Source organism: Arsenicibacter sp. R0_47 (assembly GCF_057652235.1).
Window position 1 is genome coordinate 373576 of sequence record NZ_JBYFCJ010000001.1, and the last position, 16075, is coordinate 389650.

At 55.0% G+C, this 16075-nt stretch carries 15 protein-coding genes; 5 read left to right on the forward strand and 10 right to left on the reverse strand.

Going from position 1 to position 16075, the window contains the following annotated elements:
- The 4 genes from AC23NW_RS01515 to AC23NW_RS01530 form a co-directional block, all read right to left on the reverse strand.
- Nucleotides 1–1281: a mandelate racemase/muconate lactonizing enzyme family protein gene (locus AC23NW_RS01515; RefSeq protein ID WP_293836271.1), complete on the reverse strand. Its 1281-nt coding sequence runs from the start codon at nucleotides 1279–1281 to the stop codon at nucleotides 1–3.
- Nucleotides 1282–1310: 29 nt separating this feature from the next.
- Entirely contained in the window at nucleotides 1311–2261 is a 951-nt protein-coding gene (locus tag AC23NW_RS01520) for an RraA family protein (protein ID WP_487447246.1), read from the reverse strand.
- Nucleotides 2262–2407: 146 nt separating this feature from the next.
- A complete protein-coding gene (locus tag AC23NW_RS01525) occupies nucleotides 2408–3112 on the reverse strand; it encodes a response regulator transcription factor (RefSeq protein WP_293836269.1) in 705 nt (234 codons plus the stop codon).
- A complete protein-coding gene (locus AC23NW_RS01530; protein WP_487447248.1) occupies nucleotides 3109–4347 on the reverse strand; it encodes a sensor histidine kinase in 1239 nt (412 codons plus the stop codon). Before AC23NW_RS01530 ends, AC23NW_RS01525 begins: the two co-directional genes overlap by 4 nt.
- 136 nt (nucleotides 4348–4483) lie before the next feature.
- Here AC23NW_RS01530 and AC23NW_RS01535 point away from each other — a divergent pair, with 136 nt between their 5' ends.
- The 3 genes from AC23NW_RS01535 to AC23NW_RS01545 all read left to right on the forward strand — a co-directional run bounded on the left by AC23NW_RS01535 (nucleotide 4484) and on the right by AC23NW_RS01545 (nucleotide 6409).
- Nucleotides 4484–4768, forward strand: coding sequence for a hypothetical protein (locus AC23NW_RS01535; RefSeq protein ID WP_487447249.1), 285 nt, complete (start codon nucleotides 4484–4486; stop codon nucleotides 4766–4768).
- A 175-nt stretch (nucleotides 4769–4943) separates the two neighbouring features.
- Nucleotides 4944–6179 carry a peptidase U32 family protein gene (locus AC23NW_RS01540; RefSeq protein ID WP_487447251.1) on the forward strand — a complete coding sequence of 412 codons (1236 nt, stop codon included), beginning with the start codon at nucleotides 4944–4946 and terminating at the stop codon, nucleotides 6177–6179.
- A 5-nt stretch (nucleotides 6180–6184) separates the two neighbouring features.
- Nucleotides 6185–6409, forward strand: coding sequence for a ferredoxin (locus AC23NW_RS01545; RefSeq protein ID WP_293836263.1), 225 nt, complete (start codon nucleotides 6185–6187; stop codon nucleotides 6407–6409).
- A gap of 7 nt (nucleotides 6410–6416) precedes the next feature.
- On the opposite strand, the gene AC23NW_RS01550 is transcribed toward AC23NW_RS01545, so the two are convergent.
- The 6 genes from AC23NW_RS01550 to AC23NW_RS01575 form a co-directional block, all read right to left on the reverse strand.
- The gene (locus tag AC23NW_RS01550; RefSeq protein WP_487447252.1) at nucleotides 6417–6887 is read right to left on the reverse strand and encodes a hypothetical protein; all 471 of its coding nucleotides are present in this window, start codon (nucleotides 6885–6887) and stop codon (nucleotides 6417–6419) included.
- Nucleotides 6888–7022: 135 nt separating this feature from the next.
- Complete coding sequence (locus tag AC23NW_RS01555; RefSeq protein ID WP_293836262.1) at nucleotides 7023–7238, reverse strand: hypothetical protein; 216 nt, start codon at nucleotides 7236–7238, stop codon at nucleotides 7023–7025.
- 127 nt (nucleotides 7239–7365) lie between these two features.
- The gene (locus tag AC23NW_RS01560; protein ID WP_293836259.1) at nucleotides 7366–8259 is read right to left on the reverse strand and encodes a cation diffusion facilitator family transporter; all 894 of its coding nucleotides are present in this window, start codon (nucleotides 8257–8259) and stop codon (nucleotides 7366–7368) included.
- Nucleotides 8260–8388: 129 nt separating this feature from the next.
- Nucleotides 8389–9558 (reverse strand): efflux RND transporter periplasmic adaptor subunit, encoded by a 1170-nt coding sequence (locus AC23NW_RS01565; RefSeq protein WP_487447253.1) that lies wholly within the window; start codon nucleotides 9556–9558, stop codon nucleotides 8389–8391.
- A 13-nt stretch (nucleotides 9559–9571) separates the two neighbouring features.
- Entirely contained in the window at nucleotides 9572–12706 is a 3135-nt protein-coding gene (locus tag AC23NW_RS01570; protein WP_487447254.1) for an efflux RND transporter permease subunit, read from the reverse strand.
- Nucleotides 12707–12791: 85 nt separating this feature from the next.
- Entirely contained in the window at nucleotides 12792–13184 is a 393-nt protein-coding gene (locus tag AC23NW_RS01575) for a hypothetical protein (protein ID WP_293836255.1), read from the reverse strand.
- A gap of 186 nt (nucleotides 13185–13370) precedes the next feature.
- Between AC23NW_RS01575 and AC23NW_RS01580 the strand changes: the two genes are divergently transcribed.
- Nucleotides 13371–14270: an isoaspartyl peptidase/L-asparaginase family protein gene (locus AC23NW_RS01580; protein ID WP_487447256.1), complete on the forward strand. Its 900-nt coding sequence runs from the start codon at nucleotides 13371–13373 to the stop codon at nucleotides 14268–14270.
- Between the two features lie 124 nt (nucleotides 14271–14394).
- The gene (locus tag AC23NW_RS01585) at nucleotides 14395–16059 is read left to right on the forward strand and encodes a sulfatase family protein (protein WP_487447258.1); all 1665 of its coding nucleotides are present in this window, start codon (nucleotides 14395–14397) and stop codon (nucleotides 16057–16059) included.
- The last annotated feature ends 16 nt before the right edge of the window (nucleotides 16060–16075 follow it).

The window sequence follows — 16075 nt, forward strand, 5'->3', positions numbered from 1 at the left end:
CTACTCAAAAAACGGCATATCTTTCGTGGCATATTTCTTCATGCCCTCTTCGTTGATTTCAACACCGATGCCCGGCTTCTCCGACAGCGGGATAAAACCGTCTTTCACCATCGGACCGTCGAACGTGACGATCTCTTTAAACATCGGTTCTTCGTGGAAATAAATCTGCCACTCCAGAATCATAAAGTTCGGCACCGACGCGCAGACGTGGCACGACGCCATGGCGCCCAGGTACGACGCGACCATGTGCGGCGCAAATGGTACGTAGTAGAGATTCGACAGGTTGGCTATCCGCTGCCCTTCGCCCAGACCGCCCGCCTTCTGCAAATCCGGCATGATGATATCGACCGCGCCGATTTCGAGCAGCCGCCGGAAACCGTGGGCAAGGTAATGGTTCTCGCCCGCACAGATCGGCGTATTGGTCGATTCGCGGATCTGGCGGTAGGCTTCCGGGTTTTCAGCAGGGATGGGTTCCTCCAGAAACATCAGGTTCAGCGGTTCCATCATCTTCGCCACGCGCCGGCCCGTCGTCACATCGTAACGTCCGTGCATATCCACACAGATGTCGATTTTCGGGCCGACGGCCTTGCGTACGCTGTCAATCTGATTGAACATCCGTTCCAGTTCGCCGGGGCTGGCGGTCCAGTTATAGGCGTCGTATTTGTTCGGGTCGTTGCGTTCGTCAATATCGAATTTTACCGCCGTAAAGCCCATATCAACGGCCCGTTTAGCACTGCGGCCGAACGAATCGGCGGTCGGGTTGGTCTCGCGGTAGGCACCGGTGTCGCAGTAAACGCGCAGTTTGTCGCGGTATTTGCCGCCCAGCAGCTGATACACCGGCAGGCCGAGTGCCTTGCCGACAAGGTCCCACAAGGCGGTTTCAACGGCCGATAGTACGCCGATGTACATGCCTGCCTGGGCGCCTTCAAAAAAGCCGCCCTTGCGGAGATCTTCAAAGAGCCGGTTCACGTTCAGCGGACTTTTGTTTTTAATCCGCTGGGCCATGAGCTTGACCAGATGGTAGGTACCGGGCGTGGCATCGACAGCCTCGCCGCACCCCCAGATGCCCTGGTTCGTATGTACTTTCACAAACAGGCTGTGGCCGTTTCGGATGTAGCCGCACTTGATGTCGGTGATTTTCAGGTCAGACGGGGCCGAAGACATCGGTGTCCGGTCGATGGCTTTTTCGAGGCCCTCCCCGAAACCGGTTAAGGCGGTGGTACTCATGGCACCTGCCAGGGCCGTTTTGGTCAGGAAAGACCGGCGTGAAGTCGTTGTCATGTATGCAGAAGGTTAAGAATACGAAGGGGTTACCAGGTCCGGTTTTTGAGATAATCCTGAATCTGTTCTTTGGGCACGGGAAGCCGGTCGATGTAGGTGTTCAGCCATTTCGAAAAGTCCCGCTCAATGTCCTCCGACCAGCGGCTGTCGATCTGTCCCGGCGTATACTTCTGCTCGCGCAGGCGCTGGTGGCCGAACATATCCCGCAGCCGGATGATTTCGGACGTTTTAACAACCTTTTCGGCCAGATGAGGGGGAATGAAAATCACCCCGCCGTCGCGGCCCAGGACCACGTCGCCGGGCATTACCATTACCTTGCCGATGCGGGTCGGGTGGTTAATACCGACCAGCGTCGTGTTCAGTTCTCCGTCCGGGTTGTTGAGGTGGTGCGACGGGTGATAGCTGCGGAAGTATGACGTAAACCCACCGATTTCCTTCAGACCGGCAATGTCGCGGACCGCGCCTTCGTAGACAATTCCGTTGCCGGTTTTGGCATAAATCGAGTTGCCGAGGTTGTCACCGATGGTCGGGCCGTCTTCGTGCATCCCGAACTGATCGACCACGTATACATCGCCTTTGGTGAGCATGTCAATCGGCCATGCATTCTGTGATTTGACACGGCCGTCTTTCTCGTGGCCTTTTTTGTCGATCACGCGGTGAACATCCGGCCGGCCGGGCATGAACGTGGCCGTTACGGCACGGCCCACCAGTACACTGTCGGGGTTGATCTGCTGCCAGCCACCGGCAAACTGGTATTTGAAGTTCTCGCCCTTCATCACGGCCCAGGCTTCTTCATGCGTCACCAGTTTCATCCGTTTCAGGATGGCGTCGGGTACTTTTGGCCGGCCGTCAGGGAAGCGTTCGCCCTTCCATTCGGGCGTCAGAAAAATCAGTTCCTCTTTGGAAATTTGCTGGGCACAGGCCGGCAGCAGCCGCCCGAGCAGGCAGAACAGAGCCGCCGTCAGCAAGACAGGTTTCATACACTAATGCGCTAAGGTTTAGGAAAAGGGACTTATTAGGGTGCAATTTTGTCTATGAAACAGTACAAATGCAACCGATTGCAAAAGTTATTTCCACCTTGCTTCTACTGCCTGATACGTAAAGTTTTGTGCAGACAGCCAACCAATTACGCCGGTATTTCAGGAATATTCAGGATAAAGCCAACCCGGAACACATTGTCGATACTGACAGTCGGGTCATGTTGAAGGAGTTTGCGCAGTTTGGAGATGAACACATCGAAACTGCGGCCGAGGAAATAGTCTTTTTTGCCGTAAATGGCTTCAACGGCATCGTCGCGCCGGAGGATCTGATTCTGGTTGATACACAGCAGCCGGAGCACTTCGGCCTCCGTTCCGGTCAGCCGCCACGTTTCATGTTGCCAGCTCAGTTCCTGGCGCGAATAATCAAAGGCATAGCTGCCGATGGTGAAGCGGTGCACATCGGCCGGCGTCGAAGCAGCGGGCTGCCGCCGCAATAATACGTTGATGCGGCACAGCAACTCGTCCTCGTCAAACGGTTTGGTGATGTAATCGTCGGCGCCCAGGGCGAAGCCTTTCAGTTTATCGTCTTTCAGGGAACGGGCCGTCAGAAACAGAAAGGGAATACCGGCATTTTCGCCGCGAAGGGCCTGTGCCAGGGTAAACCCGTCCATGCGCGGCATCATCACATCGAGAATGCACAGGTCGAAATGGCTCCGGCGGAAGGTCGACAACCCGCTTTCGCCATCCCGGCAAAGCTTTACCTCGAAACCGTTTTCTTCCAGGTATTCGCTCAGCAGAAAGCCCATGCTCAGGTCGTCTTCAACCAGTAATATTTTAGATTTTGTCATCATGATATGGCGGGTAAAAAAATGTCGAAACGGCTTCCCTGCTGTATTTCGCTGTTGACAAGCACATACCCTTTGTGGAGTTCAACCATGCGTTTGACGTAGGCCAGCCCCAGCCCGAATCCTTTCCGGAGCTGCTCATCGCCGGTATGCGCCCGCTGGAATTTTTCGAAAATCAGCTCCCGTTGCGCCTTCGGAATGCCGATGCCGTTATCCTGAAACGAAATCAGCACACCCTGCTCGTGGGGTTTGGCCGCAATGGAGATATGGGGTTGGCCGGTAGTGTATTTCAGGGCATTGTCCAGAATATTCCGGAAAACACTCACCAGATGCTGCCGGTCGCCCGCGATGGTCAGGTCGGTTAACTGCTCAACGCAGACGGTGGCCTGTCGTTCGGAGATAGCCATCGACAGGCTGCTGATGGCCGACTGGATCAACTGTTTCACCGACACCGATTCTTTCTGAAGCACATAGTCGCCGTTTTCAATACTGGCCAGATGCAGTACCCGCTCGACTTCGCCCAGCAGGTGGGTGTTCTCCCGCCGGATCACATCGACCAGCTGATTATCCCTGAGCTCAGGATGGCGTTTGCTGAGCATACTCGCGGCCAGGCTGATGCTGCTGAGCGGCGTCCTGAACTCATGGGCCATGTTGTTGAAAACGTCAATATTGGTCTGCAACAGCCGTTTTTGCCGGATCAACGACCAGTTGACCAGTAGCAGTACTGTGGTAATGAAGGCCAGAATCAGCAGGGTAGTGACCAGCATGAAGCTCATGCCATTCAGAATAAAAGCGTCTTTGTCCGGAAAGGTGAGGGTCAGAAAGGCGGCCTGGCCTTTGGCATCCGGCAGCGTAACGGCCGACTGACAAACGGCCGTTCCCTGTTGGCGGGTCGGATAGACGGCCAGTTCATAAACGGCATTGATGCCATGGAACCGGAGCGATTTGTCGAGTTCGGCCCGGAAAGCCGGACTGCTGGTGAGCGTCGTCGGAATCTGCCCCGTAATATGCCGGATCGTGATCGTACCCTGCTGGGTAGCCAGACACCCGTTCCGGCACAGGGCCCCGTCGTCGTACCGTTCAACGGCCGAACACAGGGCCATGCTGACACGCTGGCTGAACAACTGATCCGATAACTGTTGGGAGTGGCGCATCCAGATCAGCTGGGAGATCACCAGCGCCATCACGGCAACCACCGATGCGATCAGCACAGGCGGTATTTCCCGGTTCATGACTTTCATACCCTAAAGATAGGGTAAAAAGGGGTGGCCGGCCGTGAGATTAACAAGTCGGTAACAAGTTGATAACAGGGTCGTGACAGCTTAGGCACGACCTTTGTACCGTGGTTTTACCAGTGCCACTAAACTCGTAAACAAAATGAAAAAAACAGCTCTTTCCCTGTTTCTGCTGGCCGGCCTGGCCGCTCCTCTGTTCGCGCAAACGCCTGATTGTCCGAAAGAAAAATGCAAGTCAGGTGCAGGTTGCTGCAAAACCCAATGTGCCGAAGCCAAAGCCTGTGAGGGTACGGCCAAAGTGACCGCCGTCTCACAAAAGAGCGCAGGCGCCTGCTGCACAAAGCAGACTGACAAGGCCATGACCAGTGCCGCTAAGAAAAAGGCGGTTGTGAAACCAGCTACATTCGTGGCACTCGCTGTTAAATAAGGCCTTTGCCGGCGATGGACGGGCGCAGTCAACGCGGGTTGGCTGCGCCCGTTCGTGTTTTCTGAACTGATCAGTATCAGTGTCCTGGCAGGCCGTATCTCCGCCGCAAATTGTTTAATTTTGCGGCAAATTTGCTCACCGCACCTGACGGGTGAGCTAACCTCTTTTTGTTGCGATGGATAGTATCGAAGTAATGGCACCGGCCGGATCGTGGGAAGCGATGCGGGCCGGTTTACAGGCCGGGGCAAATTCAGTCTATTTCGGCATTGAACAACTGAACATGCGGGCACGGCAAACGAATAATTTCACGGCCGATGACCTGCCGGCCATTGCGGCCCTGTGTAAGGAATACAACGCGAAAAGCTACATTACCCTCAATACCATTATTTACGACCACGATATTTCGCTGATGCGCCGGATTGTGGATCAGGCGAAGGAAAGCGGCATTTCGGCCATCATTGCTTCTGATCTGGCCGTGATGAACTACGCCCGTAAGAAGGGTGTCGAGATTCATATTTCGACGCAGTCGAACGTAACAAACATCGAAACCGTCGAGTTTTTTGCCGACTATGCCGATGTGATTGTCACCTCCCGCGAGCTGACCTTGCAGCAGGTTGGTCTGATTACCCGTGAAATCAAACGCCGGAACATTACCGGGCCGTCGGGTAACCTGGTGCAGATTGAGGTGTTTGCCCACGGAGCGCTGTGTATGGCGGTGTCGGGCAAGTGCTACCTCAGCCTGCATTCGCACAATGCGTCGGCCAACCGGGGAGCCTGTATCCAGAACTGCCGCCGCGAATATATCGTCACCGATAAAGAGGAGGGCTATCAGCTGGCGGTTGATAACGAGTACATTATGTCGGCCCAGGACCTGTGCACGATTGATTTTCTGGATAAAATCCTGGAGGCCGGCGTGCGGGTGCTCAAGCTCGAAGGACGCGGCCGGGCGGCTGACTACGTCTATACTACCACGAAATGCTACCGCGAAGCCGTCGACGCCATTCAGGCCGGAACCTACACCGCCGACAAAATTGCCGGTTGGAAAGGGCAGTTGCAGAGCGTGTATAACCGCGGATTCTGGGATGGCTACTACCTGGGCCGGAAAATGGGCGAGTGGAGCAACGTACACGGTTCGGTAGCGACCAAACGCAAAATCTACATCGGCAAGGGGGTGAAGTATTTTGATAAGGTTGGTGTCGGCGAGTTTTTGCTCGAAGCCAATGACATCAGCCAGGGCGATAAACTGATCGTGACCGGCCCGACAACCGGCTACATGGAGCTGACTGCGGCGGAAATCCGCGTGGCCACGGGCGAAAATGTGGATAAGGCGGCCAAAGGGGCCACGATTTCGATGCCGGTGACGGGCAAAATCCGGCCGTCGGATAAGCTGTATAAAGTCGTTGATGCATAGCCGGTATGCCTAAAATCGTTCATCTCCGGAAAAACTGCATTGGCTGCAATGCCTGCGTAGAAATCGCCTATGAGCGGTGGCGCATGTCGAAGAAAGACGGCAAAAGCGTGCTGCTGGGAGCCAGGGAAAAGAAAGGGATTTACCAGGTCGATATTCTGTTCGACGAGTATGAGGATAATGTCCGGGCGGCAGAAGCCTGCCCGGTTAATATTATTCAGGTATATGCGTGACAGTTACTTACTCTCCGATTTTCTGAGATCCCGCATTACGATCCTGAGGCTTAATTTTAATGGCAAGCCCTGAAACGGATACATCCCGCCGTGAATAGTTTACGATCAATAACGGAATAAACAGTTTACGATGTCGTTGACGGGGGAGTAGCAAACCATCAGCATTGCCCGCATTTTCAACTGCTTCATAGTATGCATTATCGTACAATTCAGCGTTCGTCTTGTGCCGCCCGATCGGGAAAAAAAGGAGATAAAAGGTTGAGCTGCTGGCGTGACCTTTTGTCATTTTGAGGGTTTCGTATTCGCTCCTTTTTAATGGTTCAACCTGGGAGGTCGCATTATTGATCGACACTTCTGTTGCCTGACTTGATCGTCTGAACGAGGGGAGCGAAAGAGAGCAGGCTGTCAAAGTTGTTCCTGCCAAAGTCACCAATGCTGCGTTTCTCAGGTGTTTTAGTGTTTGTTTTTTATAGTACATTGGAAACGGTAACTATTTGTTTTTCAGGTATTTTTTTTGAATAGTACCGATTGTAATTATATATAGATTATATGATTATTTGTGTTGTATTGTTTTTTTTCTATTCATCGGTAGACATATAAGTCAGCAAATAACTTACAGGCCATGCCCGAAATTAGCGACTTCCTGAAGGCTGCTTTTCGGGTGAATGAGTGGTCCAAGCGTAGATTCCGGTTGTTGCTCCAGCATACCGGAGAGGGTATCTTTCAGCTGGGCGAGTTCTGTGGCCGTCATATCCCGCTCAAAAAGGCGCAGAATAATCAGCTGCGCTTCATGCATGCGCTTACTTCGGGTAATTAATGTCCGGTTCATCTAAACAGTAGTTTATGGGGGTGAACAGACATCGCTGTCGTGTTCACGAACAAAGTAACATTAAAATCAGCTACAACGTTAACAATGAGCCAATAAAAGCCGGAACGCTGTAGCTGATTCTTATTGATCAGGCCGGTTCGATATGCACCAGCACGTCGTACACATAGGGCTTTTCGCGCTGGATGGCGGCTTTAACTGCATGGGCAATGTCGTGGCCTTCGCGGACGGTCAGGTCGCCGGATACTTCGACGTGCAGGTCAACGAAAAATTCAAAGCCCATTTTCCGGACAAAACATTTCTCGGTGCCCAGCACGCCCGGCACGGCACGGGCAATCTGCTCGATTTCCTTTTTCCATTCACCCGGCGGAGCCTCGTCCATAATCTCGCCGAAGGCCGGCCGGAAAATGTGGTAGGCATTGAAGACAATGATCCCCGACGCAAACAGCGCGGCCCAGTCGTCGGCACTTTCGTAGCCGGGGCCGCCGATCAGGGCAATAGAAATGCCGATAAACGCGGTCAGGGACGTAATGGCGTCGGAGCGGTGATGCCAGGCATCGGCTTTCACGGCGTTGCTGTCGACCTCTTCGCCAACCTTCGTAACCTTGCGGAACAACACCTCCTTGATGATCACAACGCCGGCCAGAACCGCCAGCGTAAACGGGGCCGGTATTTCGTGGGGCGTCCGGATATTTTCAATGCTCTGAACGGCAATCAGGCCGGCGGCACCCCAGAGTGCAATGGCCACCAGTAAGGCCGCCAGCGGCTCGGCTTTACCGTGCCCGTAAGGATGGTTGGCGTCCGGTTTCTGAGCGGCAGTCCGGAGGCCAAGCCAGACAAAAAATGACGTGACCAGATCCGTGGCTGATTCTAAGGCGTCGGCAATCAGGGCATAGGAGTTGCCGAACCAACCGGCCAGGCCCTTGACAATCATTAGCCCGACATTGACAGCCATGCCGATAATGGTCGACTGTTCGCCTTTCTTCGCACGGTGTGGTTCCGTCGGAAAATCTGCTGGATTCATTTTATCTGATGTATAATGAACAATGCTTAATGTGAAATGAATAATGGATAATGTTTAATGTAAAATGGATAATGTGGTGCGTAGCGGTGGCATGACCGGCATTATTCATTGTCCATTATTCATTCATTTTCAGGCTTCTTTTGCCCGTTCGGCACTTAAAAAATAGGCTCCTGACCGCACAATGCGGGCTGAAGGCGACAACGAGGCGGGAAGCGTTACTTCAATCCGGCCCTGTTCGCGGATACCGGTTTTGACAGGCACCAGCCGGAATTGATGCGCTCCCTTAACCGGGTCTTCCACATAAACATACGCCCCGCTGCTTTCTTTTACAACAGCGTCTTCGGGTAAGGCCATTACCCGCCGCTGATCCGTCAGAATTGTGGCCCGGATGTAGGACCCCGGAAATAACCGGCGCATATCGGCATTGACCAGATTCGCGTGCACCGTCACGGTTTTGGTTTGCAGGTCAAAGGTCTGCCCGACCCGATACACGCGCGCTGTCAGCTCACCGGTCTGCTGCTGCGGAATCATGAACCGGACCGTTTGCCCCTCCCGGACCTGGGGCACATCCTGTTCAAAAACCTGTAGTTCGAGGTGTAAATGTTCTTTGTTCACGATCTCGACCAGCACATCCGTGCTGTTAACAAACTGACCGATCTTTAGGTTGACTTTATCTACATAACCGCCAATGGGAGCCGGCAGCGGAATCGTCCGCTGAATATGGCCCTTGCGCAGCTCCGGCAGCGAAATGTGGAGTTGTTCCAGCTGGGCTTCCAGCGAGGCCAGTAACGCTTTTGTGGTCTGCACATCGGCCGTTGACTGTTCCAGATTCCGGCGGGCGCCGACCTGCTCGCGGTTCAGCTCGGTCTGCCGGTTCAGTTCCTGTCCGGCAAAATGCAGCCGTGCCTCGGCCTGCAGGTATTCCTGTTGCAGTTTGATGTAGTCCGGGTGTTCGAGTACTGCCAGTACCTGCCCTTTGCGCACCCGATCCCCCTCCAGCAGACGGGTTGCCCGCACGAAACCACCCATCGGTGCGCTGACGGTAGCCCAGTGTTCGGGCGGGGCCTCCAGTTTGCCCGTTGCCTGAATGGTTTTACCCATCATCAGGGTGTCGGGGCGGCCCAGCACAATGCCGGTTTGCCGGAACTGCTCCTCCGAAATCCGGACGGTCTGCTTCAGGGCTTCGGTTGCGACTTCAGGGGCGGTCTGGTCGGTAGCCTGCTCATGGGAGGAGCAGGCCGAAAAAACAGCGGAGAGGGCTACCGCCAGTATAAAAACGAGTTTATTGGTTAATTGCATGGGGTCGAAAAGATTAGGCTCCGGCTTGCTGTCCGGCAGGCGGAGCGGTTTGTGAGGATGCGTTACGCGTGGCGACGAGGCTGTACAATACCGGCAACACGACCAGCGTCAGGAGCGTAGCCGAGACCAGCCCGCCGATAACGACAGTGGCCAGCGGTTTCTGCACTTCGGCCCCGGCTGAGCTGGACATCGCCATAGGCAGAAAACCCAGCGAGGCAACCGCCGCTGTCATGACTACGGGCCGGAAACGAACCGAGGTACCCCGCCGGACGCGGTCAAGGACGTTGCTGATGCCGTCGGCTTCGAGCTCGTTGAAGTAGCTGATCAGGACAATACCGTTCAGAACGGCAATGCCGAACAGCGCAATAAAGCCGACACCGGCCGAAATACTGAACGGCATCTGACGAACCCAGAGTGCGGCGATTCCGCCGATGGCCGACAGGGGGATAGCCGTAAAAATCATCAGCGCCTGACTAACCGAGTTGAACGTGAAGAACAGCAGCAGGCCGATCAGCAGCAAAGCCAGCGGCACGGCAATGCCCAGCCGTGCCTTGGCTTTTACGAGATTTTCGAACTGCCCGCCATAGGTGTAGCGGTAACCCGGCGGTAGCGGCAGGTCTTTGTCCAGGACTGTTTTCATTTCGTTCACCAGACTTTCAACATCGCGGCCACGTACGTTTACCCCAATCGTAATGCGTCGCTGGGCATTATCGCGGGAGACCTGCATCGGGGCGTACTGGTAGCGGATATTGGCCAGTTCGGCGAGCGGAACCTGCTGCCCGCCTGCCACGTCGACATACAACTGCCGGATGTTGTCGATGTCTTTGCGATAGGCACTGTCGAGCCGCACCACCAGATCGAACCGGCGTTCTCCCTCGAAGACAGCACCGGCGGTTTCGCCCGCAAAGGCCGTTTTCAGAATCCGGTTCAGGCTGGCAACCGAAACGCCGTACTGCGCCAGCCGCGCCCGGTTGTAGGAAACCAGCATTTGCGGCAGGCCAACTATCTGCTCCACTTTAAGGTCGCCGACACCCTGGATAGATTTTAGCCGGTTGGCGGCCTGATTGGCCCGCGCAAAGAGCGTATCGAGGTTTTCCCCGTAAATCTTAATGGCCACGTCGGATTTAACCCCGGTCATCAATTCGTTGAACCGCAGCTGGATGGGCTGGGTGAATTCCAGATTAAGCCCCGGCAACACACTTACCGCGCGCCGCATTTTGTCGATCAGTTCGGCTTTGGTATGGGCTGTAGTCCACTCCGACGGCTCTTTCAGCACCACCATGATGTCGGCGGCCTCAATCGGCATCGGATCGGTCGGAATTTCGGCCGTCCCGATTTTCGAAATTACCTGGACAACTTCCGGGAAACCGTTTTTCAGAATTGTTTCGACCCGGCGTGTGGTTTCGACCGACTGCGAGAGCGACGAGCCGGGCTTGAGCGTCAGGCTGATGGCAATGTCGCCTTCGTCCAGATTGGGGATAAACTCGCCGCCCATCGTCGTAAACAGCCAGGTGGCCCCTGCCAGTAATAGTACTGAACCCACCAGCACGGCTTTCTGCGCCCTTAGTGCCCCTTCGAGCAAAGGCGTATATACGCGTTGGAGGGTTTTCATGATGCGGTCGGCGAGGGTGCCTTCCTCCTGAATGTCTTTCCGGAGCAGGGTGGCAGCCATCATGGGCACGTAGGTCAGGCAAAGGAGCATGGCGCCGATAATGGCAAAGCCGACGGTGAGTGCCATCGGGCGGAACATTTTACCCTCAATACCGGTCAGGGACAGAATCGGGACGTAAACGATCAGGATAATCAGCTGCCCGAACAGCGCCGACCGCATCAGCCGGCTTGCCGAGTCCAGTGCAATGTCGTCCATACTTTTGTGGCGGCTCAGCGTGGTATGCACAATCTGGAAAATCATGCTTTCGACGATAATCACCGCACCGTCGACAAGCAGGCCAAAGTCGATAGCACCGAGGCTCATCAGGTTGGCCGATACGCCGAAGACGTGCATCATGCCCAGTGCAAACAGCATACACAACGGAATGACCGAGGCCACAACCAGTCCCGCCCGCCAGTTGCCGAGTAGCAGCAGCAGCACGCTCATGACGATAATGCCCCCTTCGAGGAGGTTGTGGCTGACGGTCCGGATGGCTTTGTCGATCAGGACTTTCCGGTCAAGAAAAGGCTCGATGACTATGCCCGGTGGCAGGCTTTTCTGAATTTGCGCGATCCGTTCCTTAACACCGGCAATGGTTTTTTCGGAACTTGCTCCCTTGAGCATCAGTACAATACCACCGACCACTTCGCCCTGTCCATTGCGGGTCATGGCGCCGTAGCGAACTGCGTGCCCCATCTGAACGGTGGCGACATCACGCACCAGCACGGGCGTAGGGCCGAGGGTTTTCACGACAATCTGTTCGATGTCTCCGGGCTGCTGCACCGTTCCTTCGCCCCGGATGAAATAGGCTTCCGGCCCCTTTTCGATGTAGCTGCCACCGGTATTGGCGTTGTTGTCGGCCAGCGCACTCAGTACCTCCGTCAGCGTGGTATTCATGGCGCGGAGCCGCTCGGGGTCAATACTGACTTCGTACTCCTTCAGGTAGCCGCCCAGGCTGCTGACCTCAACCACGCCGGACACACCGGCCAGCTGACGTTTTACGATCCAGTCCTGAATAGTCCGCAGGTCGGTGGGCGAATAACGGCCCTCAAAACCGGCTTTGGGGCGGACCACGTACTGGTAAATTTCGCCGAGGCCGGTCGTAATCGGTGCCATTTGCGGCGAACCGGCTAACAAGTCTTTTTCGGCGGTTTTTAACTGCTCCGACACCAGTTGCCGGGCCAGATAGGTAGGCGTTTCGTCGTCAAAAACAACGGTAATCACCGACAGACCGAACCGTGAAATAGACCGGATTTCGATCACGCCCGGTACATTCCGGAGGGTGGCTTCGAGGGGGAAGGTAATGAACTGTTCGACCTCCTGCGCCGCCAGCGACGGGGTTTGGGTGATAACCTGCACCTGATTGTTGGTGATATCAGGAACGGCATCAATGGGTAATTGGGTAAAGGCATAACCGCCCCAGGCGATCAACGCTAATACCCCCAGCACAACCGCCAGTTTCCGGCGGATGCTGAACTGAATGATTTGTTGAAGCATGTAGGATGAAATCAAAGGAAATACACGCGCTTCTGCCGGCCGGTAAGACGGTCGGGCAAGCGCAAAACGTTAGGTTTCCGGTGATTTATCCGATACGGGGCGGCTGGAGCAGGGTCTTTGCCTGCTGAAACTGATAGAGATTCTGGTAGTAAAACGGCCGGTCGGGCAGGGTGGTGACGGTTGCTGTCACACGGACCATGCGTTGCGGTATGCTCAGAATAAAGACAAAGCCGGTCGACAGGTGATTGTAAAACGGAATACCGACGCCCTTGTGCGGGGTTCTGGCGTGCGGTGAATCGGGGTTATAATGCAGATCGAGAAACTGCCAGAAATCGAATTCAGGGCCCGAAATCCGTTTGTGGAACTGGTAGTGCGAAATCAGCCCGGGTAGTTTGTACACTTCCTCCACGTCGGTCTGCGGAAACAGACTTCCTGCCAGCATCAGCAGGCCAAGCAACAGTGCGATCGTGGATTTCATGGTGCAAAGATAGGTATTATTGAGTGATTGAGCGAATGAGTGGTTGAGTGAATGAATGAAACGAACGGGTTGGCTACTGGTTAGCGGCTGTATTTTGGCGGATGCCACTCATTCGCTCAATCACTCATTCGCCCAATAACCTTTGCCTTGCTTTTCCGGTTTTAACGCAAAACCCTTTTCAACGATATGATTGCTTTAGCGCTTCATGGCGGAGCGGGTACGCTCAGCCGCACCGAAATGACTCCCGACCGCGAACGTGTGTATCTGGCCGGCCTGAAACAGGCGCTGGATGCCGGTTATGCCATTCTGGCCCGTGGTGGTACGGCGCTGGACGCCGTCGAACAAACAACGATTCTGCTGGAAAATAATGAGCTGTTTAATGCCGGTCGCGGGTCGGTGTTTACGGCTGAGGGCCGTCACGAACTCGATGCGTCGATTATGTGCGGCCGGACGCGGAATGCCGGGGCGATTGCCGGTGTGCACAATATCCGCAACCCGATTACATTGGCGCGGGTAGCCATGGAGCGTTCCGGTCATGTAATGCTGGCGGGGGCGGGGGCCGAAAAGTTTGCCCGTGAACAGCAGATTGAAACGGCCCCGGATGAGTATTACTACACCGACATGCGCTGGGAGGAATGGCAGCGCAAAAGCCGGCAGACCGAAGTGCGGCCGCGGGCGTTAGGTACCGTCGGGGCGGTGGCGCTGGATCATCACGGCGATGTGGCGGCGGCTACGTCGACCGGCGGCACGACCAACAAACGATATGGCCGCATCGGCGACAGTCCTGTCATCGGGGCCGGTACCTACGCCAACAACCGGACCTGTGCGGTGTCGTGTACGGGCGACGGTGAGTACTTTATCCGGTCGGTGACGGCCTACGATGTGTCATGCCTGGTTGAATACCGGGGGATCTCGTTGCAGGAAGCCTGCACGCTGGTAATTCAGGATAAGATGACAGCCCTCGGCGGGGAGGGCGGCCTGATTGCTGTTGATCCCGCCGGGCAGGTGGCGCTGGTCTTCAATTCAGAGGGTATGTACCGTGGCTGGCAACGCGAAGGCGAAGCCGGTCAGGCCGCGATTTTCTGAGGACCATTCTGCCACTTTCGGGCCGGAAATTAACTTTTACGTCTGTGAAGCATTATACCGAACGGGAACAGGGCTTTATTCGCTGATAGGTAGTGTCAGTAATTAATCCTTAACCTTTCTGCTTATGCGCATTCATACGCTGCCCAACTGGGTGCAAGGTACCGTAATGGCCGGTTTACTGCTGGGTGCCGTTACGGCCTTTATACCGGAAAAACAGACCGCCCCTGCCCGACCGAATGTCATTTTTATCATTTCCGACGACCATACCTCACAGGCGATCAGTGCATATGGCAGCCGGCTGGCGCGGACGCCAAACATCGACCGCATTGCGCGGGAGGGGGCAATCCTGCATAACAATGTCGTTTCCAACTCGATCTGCGGACCGAGCCGGGCCACGTTGCTGACGGGCAAGTTCAGTCATACCAACGGCTATAAGTTCAACGAAAAGGTGTTCGACATCAATCAGCCGGTGTTTCCCGAAGAACTTCAGAAGAACGGCTACCAGACTGCCTGGGTCGGTAAAATGCACCTGGGCAGTCTGCCGCATGGCTTCGACTACCTGAACATCCTGCCGGGGCACGGGAGTTATTACAACTCTGATTTTGTAAATTCCCAAAACCAGACGAAGCGCTATCCGGGCTATGTGACTGACGTCATTACGCAGCTATCAACGGAGTGGCTCGACAAGCGTGACCCGTCGAAACCGTTTTTTCTGGTCGTAGGCCATAAGGCGACGCACCGTGAGTGGTTACCGGCGGTTGAAGACCTGGGCGCATACGATAAGGTGACTTTCCCGATTCCGCCGACGTTTTACGATAACTACGATGGCCGCCTGGCTGCCCAAAAGCAGGACATGAGCATCGACAAAACAATGCGGCTCAAGGAAGACCTGAAAATAAACGCCGATTACGGACTGGATGAAGCAAAGCTGGCTCAGGAAAAAGCCGACCTGTATAAAGCCCGTTTCCAGAATCAGGAAATGACACCGGCCCTGGACAAGCAGCTGGATAATCTGGTGCGGAACGGAACGTACCGCCGCATGACGCCTGAGCAGAAAAAAGCCTATGTGGAGTACTATGGCCGCATCAGCCGTGAATTTGACGAGAAAAAACTGAGCGGTAAGGCCCTCGTTGAGTGGAAATACCAGCGATATATGCGCGATTATCTGGCCACGGCCAACTCGCTGGACCGCAACATCGGTAAACTGCTGGAGTACCTGGATAAAACGGGACTGGCTAAAAATACAGTCGTAGTATACACCTCCGATCAGGGTTTTTATCTGGGCGAACACGGCTGGTTCGACAAGCGCTGGATTTACGAAGAATCGCTCAAAACGCCGTTTGTGATCCGGTATCCGGGCGTGATTAAACCAGGTACTCAGGTGCGTCATGTGGTCTCGAATGTCGATTGGGCACCAACCTTACTGACTATTATGGGCGCTGCCGTACCGGCCGATTTTCAGGGTAAGTCCTTCCTGCCGGTGCTGACCAATGAGAAAGCCAGCTGGCAGGATCAGGCGTATTACCATTACTATGAGTATCCCGAGCCGCACCATGTTTCACCGCATTTCGGGCTACGGACCGACCGCTACACAATTGCCCGGTTCTACGGCCCCGAAAACTTCTGGGAGCTGTACGACATTCAGAAAGACCCGCAGAACCTGAAAAACCTGTACGGCAGCAAAGGTTATGAAGCGATTACGGCCAGCCTGAAAGCACAGCTGAAAGCGCACATTGTGAAGAACAACGACGACGATGCCCTCAAGCTCTTTGAGAGCAGCCCGCGGTAGCGTGTTGTTGGCATAC